The 14,688-nt window shown below is 42.6% G+C and carries 17 protein-coding genes; all 17 read right to left on the bottom strand.

Annotated elements, in window-relative coordinates; genetic code table 11:
• Positions 1 to 60: 60 nt before the first annotated feature.
• The gene (locus tag CLPU_RS08675) at positions 61 to 249 is read right to left on the bottom strand and encodes a DUF5049 domain-containing protein (protein ID WP_018664388.1); all 189 of its coding nucleotides are present in this window, start codon (positions 247 to 249) and stop codon (positions 61 to 63) included.
• Positions 242 to 700, bottom strand: coding sequence for a gamma-glutamylcyclotransferase family protein (locus CLPU_RS08670; protein WP_050355267.1), 459 nt, complete (start codon positions 698 to 700; stop codon positions 242 to 244). The genes CLPU_RS08675 and CLPU_RS08670 overlap by 8 nt, the downstream gene beginning before the upstream one ends.
• A gap of 38 nt (positions 701 to 738) precedes the next feature.
• Positions 739 to 1,638 (bottom strand): amidoligase family protein, encoded by a 900-nt coding sequence (locus CLPU_RS08665; protein WP_050355266.1) that lies wholly within the window; start codon positions 1,636 to 1,638, stop codon positions 739 to 741.
• Positions 1,639 to 1,773: 135 nt separating this feature from the next.
• The gene (locus CLPU_RS08660) at positions 1,774 to 2,001 is read right to left on the bottom strand and encodes a DUF4314 domain-containing protein (RefSeq protein WP_050355265.1); all 228 of its coding nucleotides are present in this window, start codon (positions 1,999 to 2,001) and stop codon (positions 1,774 to 1,776) included.
• On the bottom strand, positions 2,001 to 2,789 hold the full coding sequence (locus CLPU_RS08655; RefSeq protein ID WP_050355264.1) for a hypothetical protein: 789 nt from the start codon (positions 2,787 to 2,789) through the stop codon (positions 2,001 to 2,003). The genes CLPU_RS08660 and CLPU_RS08655 overlap by 1 nt, the downstream gene beginning before the upstream one ends.
• 64 nt (positions 2,790 to 2,853) lie before the next feature.
• Positions 2,854 to 5,049: a DNA cytosine methyltransferase gene (locus CLPU_RS08650; protein WP_050355263.1), complete on the bottom strand. Its 2,196-nt coding sequence runs from the start codon at positions 5,047 to 5,049 to the stop codon at positions 2,854 to 2,856.
• Positions 5,042 to 6,283 (bottom strand): site-specific DNA-methyltransferase, encoded by a 1,242-nt coding sequence (locus CLPU_RS08645; protein WP_050355262.1) that lies wholly within the window; start codon positions 6,281 to 6,283, stop codon positions 5,042 to 5,044. Before CLPU_RS08645 ends, CLPU_RS08650 begins: the two co-directional genes overlap by 8 nt.
• Positions 6,258 to 7,439 (bottom strand): methionine adenosyltransferase, encoded by a 1,182-nt coding sequence (gene metK, locus CLPU_RS08640; RefSeq protein WP_157857716.1) that lies wholly within the window; start codon positions 7,437 to 7,439, stop codon positions 6,258 to 6,260. The genes CLPU_RS08645 and metK overlap by 26 nt, the downstream gene beginning before the upstream one ends.
• Before the next feature lie 17 nt (positions 7,440 to 7,456).
• A complete protein-coding gene (locus CLPU_RS08635; RefSeq protein ID WP_024400905.1) occupies positions 7,457 to 8,008 on the bottom strand; it encodes a P27 family phage terminase small subunit in 552 nt (183 codons plus the stop codon).
• 111 nt (positions 8,009 to 8,119) lie between these two features.
• On the bottom strand, positions 8,120 to 8,479 hold the full coding sequence (locus tag CLPU_RS08630) for an HNH endonuclease (RefSeq protein WP_035150329.1): 360 nt from the start codon (positions 8,477 to 8,479) through the stop codon (positions 8,120 to 8,122).
• Positions 8,480 to 8,633: 154 nt separating this feature from the next.
• The gene (locus CLPU_RS08625; protein WP_035150326.1) at positions 8,634 to 9,044 is read right to left on the bottom strand and encodes a DUF1492 domain-containing protein; all 411 of its coding nucleotides are present in this window, start codon (positions 9,042 to 9,044) and stop codon (positions 8,634 to 8,636) included.
• Entirely contained in the window at positions 9,041 to 9,259 is a 219-nt protein-coding gene (locus tag CLPU_RS08620; RefSeq protein ID WP_050355260.1) for a hypothetical protein, read from the bottom strand. The genes CLPU_RS08625 and CLPU_RS08620 overlap by 4 nt, the downstream gene beginning before the upstream one ends.
• Entirely contained in the window at positions 9,259 to 10,620 is a 1,362-nt protein-coding gene (locus tag CLPU_RS08615; protein WP_050355259.1) for a DEAD/DEAH box helicase, read from the bottom strand. The genes CLPU_RS08620 and CLPU_RS08615 overlap by 1 nt, the downstream gene beginning before the upstream one ends.
• The gene (locus tag CLPU_RS08610) at positions 10,601 to 10,882 is read right to left on the bottom strand and encodes a VRR-NUC domain-containing protein (RefSeq protein WP_035150316.1); all 282 of its coding nucleotides are present in this window, start codon (positions 10,880 to 10,882) and stop codon (positions 10,601 to 10,603) included. The genes CLPU_RS08615 and CLPU_RS08610 overlap by 20 nt, the downstream gene beginning before the upstream one ends.
• A 219-nt stretch (positions 10,883 to 11,101) precedes the next feature.
• Positions 11,102 to 13,468 (bottom strand): virulence-associated E family protein, encoded by a 2,367-nt coding sequence (locus CLPU_RS08605; protein ID WP_050355258.1) that lies wholly within the window; start codon positions 13,466 to 13,468, stop codon positions 11,102 to 11,104.
• Positions 13,465 to 13,899: a DUF7768 domain-containing protein gene (locus tag CLPU_RS08600; RefSeq protein ID WP_035150310.1), complete on the bottom strand. Its 435-nt coding sequence runs from the start codon at positions 13,897 to 13,899 to the stop codon at positions 13,465 to 13,467. Before CLPU_RS08600 ends, CLPU_RS08605 begins: the two co-directional genes overlap by 4 nt.
• Positions 13,899 to 14,651 carry a phage antirepressor KilAC domain-containing protein gene (locus tag CLPU_RS08595; protein ID WP_050355257.1) on the bottom strand — a complete coding sequence of 251 codons (753 nt, stop codon included), beginning with the start codon at positions 14,649 to 14,651 and terminating at the stop codon, positions 13,899 to 13,901. The genes CLPU_RS08600 and CLPU_RS08595 overlap by 1 nt, the downstream gene beginning before the upstream one ends.
• Positions 14,652 to 14,688 lie beyond the last annotated feature (37 nt).

Here is a 14,688-nt window from a genome sequence, read left to right as displayed (position 1 = left end):
ATAAGAAAAGAGCCTCAATCCTATAGATGAAGCCCTTTTCTCTATCCTATTTAGATTTAGTTATTTCTTTTTATCCACTTCACCCGTCAGTATGAAATGGGCATATTCTGCTTTATGGTCTATTAAATAGACTACCAATTCATAAAACCCTCGTTCATTTGCCTCATACTGTACTCGGTCCACATCAAACATATTTGTGACTCCACTTTCTCGGATGGAAAGGATTTGTTGCTTAATTATCTCATTCATTGGCTACCTCCTCCGATTCTATTGAATCGGTTGTCGCTTTGCGCAGGATTTCCACATCGAAGCCCACACTCTTATAGCCTTCTAAAATTGTACTGTAATAATAACAACTCGGCTGTCCAAGCGGTCTACCATCATTCATGATGTAGACCATCGCCTTGACGGTTTTGCTTCCCAACTTCACTTTTATTGTTTCCTTTCGATAAAGGAACGGCCATCCCTCGTAACGGTCAAGTGCCGCTTCATCGGTCGGTGTAATCTCCCAAACTAAAACTGGTACGTTGCCACCCTCAAAAGGCTCGATTGTCGCCACAGCGCCCGCGTGTGCCCCTCGAAATAATAGGCGGTGGTCATTGATTTGACTTGCTCCTACCACCTTCGCTGTGGGGCATCTGTCGGCCATTTGCTTTAGATTAAGGTTGGAGCCATAGGCAAGATATAATTTATTCTTCATTGTAATCCTCCTTCTTAGCTTTGTGGGTTAGGGGCAGCTCAGGCCGCCCGAAACCGCCATGCAGCTGAACCCGAAAGTGCTGCTGTCAAATGTTCTCTGCAGTTTGCAAATTCATCCCCAATGAAACCAATCCGGTTTAGATAGGTTCTCATGGCAAATTTCTCGTTTTCCACCTGCGGTTTCTTTGCTGATGCACACTTTTGTGTTAAGGCTTGGTGGTTGATGGCAAGTGCTAGAACAATGTAGCTTCTTATCTTTCCTGCATGAAGTTCGCTATTGAACCCTCTAAGTTCAACTGTATGGTTTCCGGTAAAAAAGCTGTGAAGGTTGAGGAAATGGTAGCGGCTGTTGTGGTAATGAGTGTTTCTACTCTCGCTGTAGCCCTCGTACCAAATGTCCTCAATTTGTCTCATGGTTCTAGGCTTTTTACGGTTTATCTTCTCAACCAAAATGCTGTCCATCTTTTTGCAGTAATTCATTCTCTGCGGTGCAATCTGAAGTGCTTTATAAAATAAGTCGTTTTTGCTTGCAATGATATTTACAAAGTTTCGAATGCTTCGTGGGGTATGTTCAGCACCGTCTAGATGAATGTGAATTCCGCAAGATGTATTTGTAAAGGCTCCAGATTTGCGAAGCTTTCTTACTAGCTCCTGCAAAGTTTCAATGTCCTCCCGGTAGGTTAGGATTGGACTAACCAGCTCAACGCTATAATCTCTACCTGCAGCTACTTTTCTTCTACCTTCTTTTCTTTGGCAGTTGATGCTCCCATCGTACATAAACTTCCACACTCGACCATCTGAAGTTTTTACCTTCTTGGTGTCGTAGTAAGTCCCGCCTTCACTGTAAATGCCTTGCAAATATTCTGCAGCGACTCTAGCTGCCCTTTCCCTTGTAATCCCTGTAAATTCAATCTCAATCCCGAATTTTGCACTTAACATCGTGTCTCGCTCCTTTTAAAGTGTGTTTGTCCTTTCGGCATGTACATATATCACTCTAAAAGGCTTATATAGCAAGACAATTCTGCAACATAAATCTACATATTTACTGCCATATTGGGCTTAAAATGTGTGTTTTTATTCTTCGATTTTCTTGCATAAATCCTCTCCAAAAACCACTCCAAGGGAACTGCCTGAATCCCAACTGACGTGGATAGTTCCCAAATCATCAACACTAGTAACCGTACCTTTATCTCCTGGCTGAAGCTTGGTATAAGGGTCATTCATCTTAAGTAGCATGACACGAGTTCCTGGAGTGTAATAACTTCTAAGTTGCTTTAGCATTTCTGGGTGAATGATATTCATTATTCACTCACCTCCTGATGCTTGGCACTTCCGCTTTTGAAGGCAGAGCTACCCGACAGTTTGGAGAGGAGAATTTTTCGTTCTGTTTTGTATTCTGGCCCGATAAATCCAAGTCTTAGAAGGAAACAACGGAAAGCGTACTTTTCATTCTCCACTGATTTCTCGGTCGAGTTGACGCGGGTCTGCTTCTTTGCCATTTCACAAAGTGCTGTTACAAAGTGGGTATAAGCCTTCACCTCCTCTGCGGAGCACTCACTCTGGAACCAAGGGAAGGTTATAAATTCCTCATTTATGATAATGGGAATAGAGTCAGTATCAAGTGCTTTCTTTATAAGGGTTTCTTTGCTTTCTACCAATCCTTTTAGGTTATCAAGTGCAGTTTCGCTAAAACCCTCCCTCGGCATATGGATAATTAAATTAACAGTTTCTTCGGTTTCATCTGATTCGCTATATACGGGAGGTTCTTCGTAATCACTATTTGGACTTACCCTATCCCCAAGAGCCGCTTCATTGGGAACTTGAATATTTTCAAGAACAGGCTCTGCTTCTGGAAGTGGTGTGTCATATTCTGCTGTAACCGCATTGAAGTCATAAAAGCCTAATAGATCATTAACCAGTTCAGAATTATCTGGTCCTCTGACTACCCCGTTTTTGTCAATGTTGTAGTCTTCCACCTCATATGCAAATGTAGGTGCTCCAAGATATCTTGCAGGAGCATTCAGTTTTTGGCTGATTGCGTTGACTAACTCTTTTCTTTTTGCTCCTGTGACATTATAGTTTATCTGCATTTTTTATACCGCCTTTCTATTTTCGGTACATACATATATCACTCTAAAGGCTGTTAATATCAAGTCATTTAGAGCATCTTTCTGTAGAAAAGACTGTTCCATTAATCGGCGGATTTTCAGCAGATAACACAATGCCAGTCAGCACAAAACAGACGCATGGAAGTGCTACACCATTACCCCACATTTTATACTCAGCTGAATCAGAATGAGGGTTGTTAAGCCATTTTATAATCTGCATTCTTGTTTTTGGCTTGCTGCTCTTACCCATGATTTTGCGGTGAGTTTCCCAAACCTCTGTCCAGAATAAAATTTCATCCTCTGTAGGGTTTTCCGTACCGAGGTCATCACACCAATCATCAGGAAAACCTTGCAATCTTGCACATTCCGTTGGTGTAAGCCTTCGAACGATATAGTCCGGTTCAACCAATCCATTTTGATAACCTGGATTGGTACCATTAATAATCGTATTTGATGTACCGTCTTGTCTGTAGCATTGACTTTCGGCTTTCATCTGAGGATAAAATGAAGCTGGGTGTGCCACTGCCCCAGGTCCCTTTGCCGTGAGCGTAGGTTGCTGCTCTTCATTTATAGCAGGTTTATATAGCGCGTTCTTTCCTTGGTTAAAAGCTGCCCTATCAATACCGTAAGATGGCTGAGTCACAACAGGGGCATCCTTATAATCTCTCGACAATAACGTTGGCGCTTTATCTTCTTCAACCTGTGCATAGGCTCCAGTAGTCATGGCATAGGCAACAGCATGACGATCAGCGGTATTAAGTGTAAAAGAAACATCCTCATCTATACCGCTTCCTTGGGGACCATTTTTATCCTGCCTTCCAATCATCGAGCCTTGAAGAGCAACTACTGCAATACCGCCTTGATTACATCCCGGATTTCCACCATTAGCATCGATGGTTCGGGAAGTATCTGCTTTATATATACCGCTGTGAGGATTGCTTGACTGCATAGAGTTGCTCTTATCAGAACAGATACCAAATGCAGTAGGCACAAAAACAGTCTGGTCATTGTTGCATCCAAGGGTAGCAGACTTATCATCCTGAATTAACGCACCTTTACCGCCACCTTCACACCCGGAACGAATTTTTAACGTTTTAGGAGTGTTCATAACAAGAGGTACATTCCCGCCACCAGTCCCCATACGAGAAGTAAGCGTCTGTACTTTATTATCCTCTGAGAGTTTCACACGGCTATCAGTTGGGTGGTTTTCTATTACAACAGCTGTTTGATTATCTCCCATGCTTGCACGAAGTGCTCCACTTATATTTTCATCCGTGTGCCCGCCAATGCGTGAAACTGCACCTGGTTCAAAAGACATGACTGTACCTGGAACACCACCCGCTCTAAGGGTAGTGGAGCGTTCCTCCTCATAACCGACACTTCTACTCTTGGCACTGTGTTCGGTACAAAAACAGCTTGACTGCATTACGCAAGGCTGATGCCCGTGTTCCTCTGCTCGACGTGTTGCAGTAATATCTTTAGAAACAGACATCACTCTTCCGCCTTGATCATTTAGGCAGGTTATGCTATTGCCTGTCTTTCTAGTACAGTTTTTAGCATTTCCGGCAGTTCTTTGCCACGGGCTGCCGCTCGGCGCAAAATTCCTTGGCATGCCTTCGGACTCAAATAGTATTTCTGCGGCACATCTGCCTGCAAAATCTGCGACAAGGTAGATTCTACGACGACGTTGGGGTACTCCGAAATATTGCGCATCGATAGTTCGGTAAGCCACACTCCATCCGTCTCCCATATAGATGTCAGCGTATGGCCATCGTCCTTTTTCAGGTAAAGGCACCGAGGTGTTCGGCTCTTTGACACCGATGACCGCTTCGAGGACTGCCCTAAAGTCCTCTCCTTTATTTGACGAGAATGCTCCGGGGACATTTTCCCAGACTGCATACCTTGGATATTGTCCATTGGTCTTACACCTCATTTCCTTGATAATTCTTATTGCTTCATAAAAAAGGACGGATTGTTCTCCGTCCAGACCAGCTCTTTTACCCGCCACACTCATATCTGTGCAGGGAGAGCCAAATGTTATGATATCTACAGGTGGAAGCTCCGCACCATTTAATTTGTTTATATCCCCATAGTGCTTCATCTGAGGGATGCGTTTGGTCGTAACTCTTATAGGAAAGGGCTCAATTTCAGATGCCCATAAAGGCTCAATGCCACAGAGCAGACCGCCTAGAGGAAAACCTCCGCTCCCATCAAAAAGGGAACCGAGTGTCAATTTACTCATCTGCATTCACCTCCGGCAGGTCACAATATCTGACTTTCGAACCATCTCTTAAAAGAAACACACCGTCTGAGTTTCCAACTTGCTCAATATACCTTTTCACAATAACATCACAGTACTTTTCATCCAGTTCAATGGTGTAACAGATTCTATCTGTCTGCTCACAAGCAATCAGTGTACTTCCTGAACCTCCAAAAGGATCAAGCACGATACAATTAGAAAGGCTTGAATTCAAAATAGGGTAGGCCACAAGTGCAACTGGCTTCATCGTAGGATGATCACTGTTTTTCTTCGGTTTCTCAAATTCCCAGATGGTAGTCTGCTTTCTATCGGAATACCAGTTATGCTTACCTTTCTTTTTCCACCCAAAGAGAATAGGCTCATGCTGCCACTGATAAGGAGAGCGACCGAGAACAAGGGACTGCTTTTTCCATATACAAGTACCGGAAAGATAAAATCCTGCATCGGAGAATGCTCTTCTAAAATTGAGTCCTTCCGTATCCGCATGGAATACATAAATAGAAGCGTCCTTTGCCATCGCTACTTCGGTGTTCTGAAATGCTGCCAGCAGGAAATCGTAGAACGCTTCGTTAGCCATATTGTCATTTTTGATTTTTCCAGCAGTGCCTTCATAGTTAACATTATATGGAGGGTCCGTAACTACCAAATTAGCAGTTTTCCCATCCATCAAGACATTAAAGGTGTCTTTCTTTGTACTGTCTCCGCAGACTAATCGATGCTGTCCAAGTAGCCAAATATCCCCTAAATGCGAAACAGCGGGCTTTTTCAGCTCGCTGTCTACATCGAAATCATCTTCTTTTATATTATCCTTAAGGGAATCCTTGAAAAGATCGTCCAACTCTCCTGGGTCAAAACCTGTCAAAGACACATCAAAGTCTGAAGCATTTAAGTCCGTGATGAGAAGTGCTAATTTGTCTTTATCCCAATCACCACTTATTTTATTTAGTGCAATGTTCAGCGCCTTCTCCTTTTGCTCATCCATTTCAACAACTACGCATTCTATCTCATCCATGCCCATACTCAGCAGGATTTTCAAACGCTGATGACCTCCGATGACTCTGCCTGTGGTCTTATTCCATATTACGGGTTCTACATATCCAAACTCCTCAAGGGAGCGTTTAAGTTTCTCATATTCCGGATCACCCGGTTTTAAATCCTTCCTTGGGTTATATTCAGCGGGGATGAGTTGTTTAGTTTTTATCTTCTCTATCAACATACTTTTCCACCGCCTTTCTAAATTCACTGTACTTATTTACATCCTCCCACGGGAATAGACAACTATTAAAGTGACCATAAACAGCTGTATCAGAGTAAATCACATTCCTTAGACGCAACTTCTCTATGATTGCCGCAGGTCTTAAATTGAAAATCTCCTGTGCAGCAAGAGTTAATATTTCGTCAGAAACAATACCTGTGCCAAGGGTATTTACAGAAAAGGCTACAGGATTTGCCTTACCAATGGCATAGGATATACTAACTTCACATCTCTTTGCATAACCACACCAGACGATATGCTTTGCAATGTACCGAGCCATATAGGCACCGCTTCGGTCAACCTTGGTGGGGTCTTTACCACTAAGTGCGCCACCTCCATGGGATGCAAGTCCTCCATAGGTATCAACCATAACTTTTCTACCAGTTAAGCCTGTATCGGCAGCGGGACCACCTTCGACAAATCTACCAGAGGGGTTAATGAGAATTTCTGTTTCATCATCAAATGGGAAATCCTCAAAGCACTGCCATAGGACATTGTTAAGGATATCTGTCTTAAGTTCTTCCTGTGTTTTATTCTTATCATGCTGTACCGATATCACAATAGTCTTTATTCGCACTGGAGTGTCCCCTTCATATTCCACCGTCACCTGCGCTTTACCATCTGGATGGATACCTTTTATCAGTTTCCCTTTTCGGCAATCATCCAGTCTCTTTACAATCCTGTGAGATAGTACAAGGGGTAGGGGAAGCATTTCTCCTGTTTCCTTTGTAGCATAGCCATACACAGTTCCTTGGTCTCCAGCACCTATCGAACCATACTGTTCATTTATTCCATTTCTTACTTCCAGTGCAGTATCCACGCCAGTTGCAATATCTACACTTTGTTTGTGTACAAATACATAAATCAAGAATTTAAGAGGGTTGTATCCAATCTCTTTAAGGACATTCCTAACAATGTATCGGATGTCTATTTTCTCGCTGCAGGAGATTTCGCCCGCCACGATAATTTTCCCTTTGGTTGCCATTACCTCACAAGCGACACGTGATGCTTTGTCTTTACGTAAACATGCCTCTAAAATGCTATCTGCTATGATGTCGCATAGTTTATCAGGATGTCCAGCACATACACTTTCAGCTGTTAAATATCTTTTACTCATTATATATCTCCTCATCTTTATTTTCCTCTGCGGGCAGATAGCAGTCGCTCCATCACATCGTCCTGTGGGTTTAAACCAGAATACTCTGTAGCACAATTCTCTTTAACGATTTGATAAATCTCCATCCACAATCTGTTTGTCTGGCTCATAAAGTTCTGGCTCATAGCTACATAAGGACTTTGAATAGCATTGCCGGTAGTTGGATGCTTGGCAAGAAAGCCAAACTCAGTTACCGCCTCCTCACACTGTATCCATCTGGCCGCACTCATGGCATATCGTTCTAGAAGCTGTGGGAGCACCAAATGGGCACAGCCTCGCTCCTCAAGCCATTTCCAAGTAATTTCATAAATCTCGCTGGCTACTAGGGTTTTCCCGTCCTTTTGCACCGCTGAGAGCATGGCCCTTGGCTTTGGCATTTCCTGCCCCTTTAAATCAGCGGTATTTTGGAAGTCAATGATTTCTAGCTTTCTCTTACCTGGATTACCCTGTGCAATTTTATCAGCAAGTGGTTTCTTTTTTTGACCAGAGCCTATACGGGCACCGCCACGATTTGTTCCATCTTTGGCCATTCACTCACCTCTTTTCGTCGATGGGTCTATTACCCTGTTTGAAACCGCGAATTTTCACGCGTTGCCCCACGCCCGTTGCACATCTAAAAAGCTGTGGAGATTTGACTCCCCCTACCGGGTTCCCCAACGGTCTCCATCTTTTGCAGTGATGGCAGAGTGACAAGAAGTACAAAGGGACATCAGATTGCTTCTATCATGTGTTCCACCTCTTGCAAGAGGAAGAATGTGATGTACCTCGGTTGCTGGGGTCAGCTTTCCTTGCCGTTTACACTCCTCGCAAAGAGGATGAGTTGCAATGTAGCGGTCACGTATTCTCTTCCATGCACGACCATATCGCTTACGAGTTGCTGGGTCACGGTCATACTTTTCATACCGTGCAGCTTCCTTTTTAGCATGTTCTTCACAAAAACGTCTGTCAGTCAGCTCTGGACAACCAGGGTAAGAGCATGGTCGCTTAGGTTTCCTTGGCATACTACACCTCCTTTTGCCCATAGAAAAAGCCCTCGCAGGAGAAATGCTCCCGTGAAGGCTTCTGTTTGCTATTATTCCATACTACCATTATATAGCTTTCACTACGGACAAACAGTGTCATCGTATGCCAACCTGTGCCAAAGTGTGCCAACTTTTATTTAGGCACCTTTAAATGCTGCAAGGCTGATGAGTGAAGTCTATGCACAGTTCTCATAGAAACATTAAGGTTGACACAGATTTCTTCCCAGTTAAGAAAGTTAATGTAACGGTAGCGAAGAAGCAACTTCTCATCCACGTTTTCCATCTGGTTAATCGCTTCACGAATATCTGACTTAAGCTTTATTAAACGTTCCACCTCTTGTTGTATCTGCTTCTCCAAATCTACTATTCTAATCACGTATTTTTCAAAAGGTGGATCAGTACTTTTTGTTTTACTGACTTTTTCCTCAAGAACAGGAGATGAAACACTCCTTGAGAGTTCCCTTAGATTTTGTAACTCCTCTAGATCGGAATTAATCAACTCATTTAAGCGATATGCTTGTTTCAAGAATTCCTTTGCCGTCATCGCACCACCTCCTCATGTAGCTTTTTAATTAGCATCTCAGGATCGAGGGATGTTAGGGTAGTGAAATACCCGGAATGAAAGAAACGCTCAATCTCACCTTTCGTATATCTAGCAGAATCATTGCGAGGGTATTTTGCTAGTCTTTTCAGAGCAAAACGATAATCCTTGACCGCCTGTAGAATAATGGCATTTGCCAGTTTTTCAAATGCATCCATCATACAACACCCCTCGCTTTCCCCAGATTTGCTTTGACAGCGTTAATAAGATCGGACTGTGTCTTTTCCTTTCGTTTCAAGGCTCTCATCACATCTTCATCAATCGTTCCTTTTGTAACAATGTGATGGATTACCACTGTCTCATTTTGTCCTTGTCTCCAAAGTCTCGCATTGGTTTGCTGATAGAGTTCAAGACTCCATGTAAGTCCAAACCAGATAAGCGTTGAACCACCACTTTGTAAGTTAAGGCCGTGTCCCGCTGATGCAGGATGGATAACCGCTACAGAAATATCGCCGTTGTTCCAATCCTTGATATCCTTGGAAGTCTTAATTTCTCTGACATTGAATTTTTTCTTAATACGCTCTAAATCGTGATTATACCAATAGGCAATAAGCACAGGTTTGCCGTTTGCACCTTCAATTAAATCCTCAAGAGCATCTAGCTTGCGGTTGTGAATAATATGGGTATTTTTATCATCATCATAGATCGCACCGTTTGCCATTTGCAGGAGTTTCCCTGAAAGGACGGCCGCATTCATGGCATCTATTTCTTCATCAGCAAATTCAAGAACCATCTCTTCACGAAAGCGATCATATACGGATTGCTCTTTGTCATTTAGATACACAGGCACTTCATTGATCACGCACTCTGGCATTTTCAGAAAATCAACCGACTTCATTGAAATGGTAATATCTGAAATGAGCCGATATATGGCATCTTCTGCCCCAGGTAATGGTTTATATGAAAATACAATCTGCTGATTACGTTTATCTGGAGTAAAGAAGGAATTGCGGTAGTGAGTTATGTATCTGCCGAGTCTTTTACCCATGTCGAGAATACGAAACTCTGCCCACAAATCCATTAACCCGTTACTGGATGGAGTACCTGTAAGACCCACGATGCGTTTCGCCCTAGGTCTGACTTTTAGTAAACTCTTAAATCTTTTTGCTCCATAGGACTTAAAGGATGATAGCTCATCGATTACCACCATGTCATAATTAAAAGGAATGCCACTTTTGTTTACTAACCAGTCAACATTTTCTCTGTTTATAAGATAGACACTTGCTGGTTTCCTAAGAGCTGCTAACCGCTCCTGTTCTGTTCCAATAGCCACTGAATACTCCAGTCCTTTTAAATGCTCCCATTTGTTTATCTCAGTTGGCCAAGTATCCCTTGCTACCCTTAGAGGGGCAATGACCAGAACCTTTCCAATTTCAAAACTATCAAGACATAAATCAAATATAGCAGTTAAAGTGATTACGCTTTTGCCAAGACCCATCTCTAAAAACACCGCTGCTATGGGATGCTCAAGTATGAAATTCGTAGCATATGTTTGATATTTATGAGGATTGTATTTCATCGAGTATCCCTCCAATCTGCTCAACATCGTCAATGACATAACAGGTAAAGCCTAATTTTTGTAATTGCTTTATTCTTCTAATCTGTAGTGGACGAGGTTTCTTTCTGGGAGCCTTTAATTCCACAAATGCCATCTTTCCAAGTGGTAAAAGCACTAGGCGGTCTGGCATCCCATCCAAACCCGGACTAACAAACTTTGCTGCAATGCCACCCATCTTTTTTACCTCAGCCACCAATTTCTTTTCGATATATTTTTCAAGCATAAATGCCTCCCATATAAAAAGGCTCGGAACAAGAAAACAACTTTGACCCATTTTTCCTATACGTGCGCGTATGCGTGTATGCACAGGCTACACTTTCTTCTTTTTTACTATTAATAAATAAATAGGATACTTCTTGTTCCACTTGTTCCGAACCGTAGATTTTCCTTTTGATTACTAGCTTTGGGGAAAGAACCAGTATGAGAACAAGGTAAGGTACAACTAGCTTTGTTCCTCGGTTCGGGAATAAGCTCGTTGCTTTCCATAGATAGGGAAATTGATTGTTCCGTTCTTGTTCCCGGTGTACTTGTTCCACCCACTGATCTTTCTCATAATGGCACCGATGGCATAAGAATCAGATGTTCTCATTGAGGATGCATCTTTTCCAAAACATTCACACCAAATCTCCATATTGCAGACAAGGGTTCTTTTTACTGTTCCAACACGGGTGCCGCCGCCAAATTCGCTACCGCCGAGGAAATTTCTACGCTCGTATAAAGACATAGTGTCCCAATCATCCGGCAAAAGAGTATCCAGATAGGTACGAACCAATCCTTCTCGTTCATCTGTTTCCATGGCATCTGCCTGCTCACTAGTTGCCATGGATGCATCATCACCTTCAAGGTAGAGTTTTTCTCCCTTCTCATAAAGCACTAGTGTCTCTGCCCAAATCTGCTGTACTTCCTCTTTGGTCATCTGCCAAGCTTTCTTTTTACCATTACCACTAATACGGACTGGCCAGAATCTTCGATTGCCAGTTATATCTCGAAGAAACCCGCTTTCTGCATTTGTAGAACCTACAATCACACATTGACGGGGATGGCTTTCCACATTGACTCCATAACTTGCCCGGTACTTATCATCTGCCCTCGAAATAAAAGACTTCACAATTTCCACATCCGTCTTACGCATACCAGCAAGCTCACCCAGTTCCAATAACCAATATCCCTGAAGTTTCTCAGCCCCAGATTTATCTTTCATGTCCGTAATGGTCAAGCTGTCTGAAAACCAATCTCCAGCGAGTTTTGCAAAGAAGGTTGACTTACCGATACCTTGAGGACCGTTTAAGATAAGGACACTATCAAACTTTGTGCCTGGTCTATAAATGCGGGCTACCGCTGCAACCATCGTTTTGCGGATGACTGCTTTTGTATAGGAATTATCTGTTGCACCGAAATAATCAATTAATAGATTATCTACTCGACTAATTCCATCCCATTTTGGCAGGGAGTCCAGATACTCCTTTACAGGATGGTAGGCTCGTTCAGCCGCTACCGCTAACACAGCATCCTTGGTCTTGGTAGGTGAATAGACTCCATATTTGCTGCTTAAATACACTTTAAGAAGTGCATTATCTGAATCATTCCAACCCACCTTGATCTGTTCCCAAGGCAGACCTCCTTTGGCATCAATACCATCACGGTGGCAATTAAAAGCTATATGCTGTAATTCCTTATCATGCCGAATAATTAAAACGATGTTGTCTAGCGTGTCTTTTATTCGGCCTTGCTTATCCAATTCCAAAGCTGTCTGCCAATCCTCATCACTAAACTCCTCTTCAGCCTGTGCCTGTCTTTCCTTAGAAAACTCAGCTTTTACTCTTTCATCTTTTATAGCAAACTCGCACATTGCCACAAAAGATGGCATCTTACCAGGAGCTGTAGTGGTAGAAGCTTTATCATCTAAAGAACCGAATTTATGAATACGAACGAGATCAAAAGCATTGAGGAGTAATCCACTTGCTGGGTCTGTAGCATGGTGGCTGTATGCGAATTTATCATCATAGATAATCACACCAGCACTACTATCAGCTGGAATATAATCGTATCGTCCTTCCATAGCAGATGGGGCATAAACTGCACCTAAGAATTTCTCAATTGCTTCTCGAACGGGATAGGCACGACAGAATGTTCCTACCACACCTTCCTTTAAAAGCGGATCTGCTTGTTCTTTAAGACTGCGATTTATAACTTCAGACTGCCTGCTTGATACCGGCCAAGTTGATGTATCCCGCCAGTTTTGATATTTTGAAAGATAAACATCGGGGTCAAGCAGTTCTCCATCCTGCTCTTCATAGACAAATTCACCATTAGATGAAGTGGATGGCCAATACATAAGGCGATGGGCTTCATAAGTCGTATCATCAAAAAGGTCAATGCCGATTTCTTTTGCCACCATACGTCCAACGGCTGCGTATTCTTCTTCGCTGATTTCACGAGCGAGAGGAACGATTAGCCTAAGTCTTGGATTTTCTGGTGTATGCTTATGGGTGGAATAAACACAGCATTTGAAATCAAAAAGCATACTGATTTGTTCCCAGATGTCTGGCCTACCGTAATCCATATCAAGGGTAAGCAAAGAACGGCATAAAACATTGCCCTTCTTTCGCCTTCCCCCTTTTAAATGCCCTCCGACAAAACCACCCACATCTTTGATATCATCTTGTTGGCCTCTTTTTAATTTCCGATATTCTTCTACTGTTTCCGTAGTACGTTGTGTTGTCTTTACACGGGCACAAAAATCCTCCCACGAGATATCTTTGTTTTTCCATTTCTTGTCCATCCGGCTGTTGCCCACAGCGATTTTCATAAGCTTTCGACCTCCTCATGCTCCGGGCTAAAATATCTGACCGTTTGTCTGCGTTTCTTGGCTACTTCAATCTCCCTTGCCATACCGCTTGAAATGGTATTGCCTAGCACCCAAACTTCGGAGCATTTACCCATAAGCACGATGTCCATAAATATGGCGAGTTCCCGTTCCTTTGGATCTTCATCATCCATAAACTGCGGAAACATAAGGTGGGGAGCAATTGGGATGCAATTATTCTCCAAGGCAAATCTACAAAAGTTGCGAGCCTTTTTAACGTTTCCTTCTACATCACCGGAATAGGGAGAACAAATATATACAAGCGGCTTAAAGGCAGATTTTTTCTCTGCCTTTTTCTTTCTTATTATGTTGGTCAGTGCCTCATGGGGAGTTGGGTCATGGTATCCTTCATGATTGAATTTATCGATTCCCATTACACACCCTCCATTTCTATCTGCGGCAAAATACCATCTGCCTTCAACAGTTCGTAAATGAAGAGTCTGCCTTTTTGAGTCCAATATGTATGGACTTTTGTATGCAGTTCACCGTTACTACCAATGTAGCTATGTGTCTTGGTGCTGGTATAGCCTTTTTCTGCATACTTCTGATATAAAAGCCAGATACCACCTTGTTTAAATTGGATGCCCTTTTTATTAAGATAGCGGTTCATCCAAATAGCTGACTTGCCGTAATCTTTGGCAATTGCTGATGTAGAAATGAGGTCTTTGCAATTTAGAACTACATCATAATAGGAGACTTTCGGTTTCATTTCCGCAATCTGCTGATTCTGAACAGCAATCGTACCTTCAAGTAATTTATTTTGATTCCTTACTTGATTTAGTTGCTGATTGGCAAACTGTAATGCCCTTGCCATGATTGCTTCTGGAGAGTTCCATCGTCTTTCAATTTCAAGAAAGTACCCGCGGCATTGTTTTCCTTTTGGAGTACGCTGTATCATGCATAGCTCTTTTGCCATATCAATTGTTATTTGATGGTCCACAGCTGGTCTTCCACCTGTACTTTCCGACAGAAATGTCGAAAAGTCCGTACCCTCCACAAATCCATACTCACACATTCTTGGAAACCATTTATCATAGGGTGTTTTCACTTCCAAAACTGCATGCAAATCACGGCCAAGCACTGTGGGGCGGTCTTTTTCATAGTTGATTCTTACTAATTCGTCCATACGAATTACCTCCTGTAATATAGTCAGAGAGGAAACC

The organism is Gottschalkia purinilytica, assembly GCF_001190785.1.
Taxonomy (GTDB): domain Bacteria; phylum Bacillota; class Clostridia; order Tissierellales; family Gottschalkiaceae; genus Gottschalkia_A; species Gottschalkia_A purinilytica.
The sequence above is the reverse complement of the archived record's forward strand: the minus strand, read 5'-3'. Positions and strand labels throughout refer to the sequence as shown.

Coding starts and splice junctions, on each gene's coding strand:
- CLPU_RS08660 (WP_050355265.1), bottom strand. CDS start 2,001: ATGAATATCATTCACCCAGAAATGCTAAAGCAACTTAGAAGTTATTAC.
- CLPU_RS08615 (WP_050355259.1), bottom strand. CDS start 10,620: ATGAAATACAATCCTCATAAATATCAAACATATGCTACGAATTTCATA.
- CLPU_RS08665 (WP_050355266.1), bottom strand. CDS start 1,638: ATGTTAAGTGCAAAATTCGGGATTGAGATTGAATTTACAGGGATTACA.
- CLPU_RS08675 (WP_018664388.1), bottom strand. CDS start 249: ATGAATGAGATAATTAAGCAACAAATCCTTTCCATCCGAGAAAGTGGA.
- CLPU_RS08670 (WP_050355267.1), bottom strand. CDS start 700: ATGAAGAATAAATTATATCTTGCCTATGGCTCCAACCTTAATCTAAAG.
- CLPU_RS08630 (WP_035150329.1), bottom strand. CDS start 8,479: ATGCCAAGGAAACCTAAGCGACCATGCTCTTACCCTGGTTGTCCAGAG.
- CLPU_RS08595 (WP_050355257.1), bottom strand. CDS start 14,651: ATGGACGAATTAGTAAGAATCAACTATGAAAAAGACCGCCCCACAGTG.
- CLPU_RS08645 (WP_050355262.1), bottom strand. CDS start 6,283: ATGTTGATAGAGAAGATAAAAACTAAACAACTCATCCCCGCTGAATAT.
- CLPU_RS08655 (WP_050355264.1), bottom strand. CDS start 2,789: ATGCAGATAAACTATAATGTCACAGGAGCAAAAAGAAAAGAGTTAGTC.
- CLPU_RS08650 (WP_050355263.1), bottom strand. CDS start 5,049: ATGAGTAAATTGACACTCGGTTCCCTTTTTGATGGGAGCGGAGGTTTT.
- CLPU_RS08600 (WP_035150310.1), bottom strand. CDS start 13,899: ATGGGAATCGATAAATTCAATCATGAAGGATACCATGACCCAACTCCC.
- CLPU_RS08610 (WP_035150316.1), bottom strand. CDS start 10,882: ATGCTTGAAAAATATATCGAAAAGAAATTGGTGGCTGAGGTAAAAAAG.
- CLPU_RS08620 (WP_050355260.1), bottom strand. CDS start 9,259: ATGGATGCATTTGAAAAACTGGCAAATGCCATTATTCTACAGGCGGTC.
- metK (WP_157857716.1), bottom strand. CDS start 7,439: ATGAGTAAAAGATATTTAACAGCTGAAAGTGTATGTGCTGGACATCCT.
- CLPU_RS08605 (WP_050355258.1), bottom strand. CDS start 13,468: ATGAAAATCGCTGTGGGCAACAGCCGGATGGACAAGAAATGGAAAAAC.
- CLPU_RS08625 (WP_035150326.1), bottom strand. CDS start 9,044: ATGACGGCAAAGGAATTCTTGAAACAAGCATATCGCTTAAATGAGTTG.
- CLPU_RS08635 (WP_024400905.1), bottom strand. CDS start 8,008: ATGGCCAAAGATGGAACAAATCGTGGCGGTGCCCGTATAGGCTCTGGT.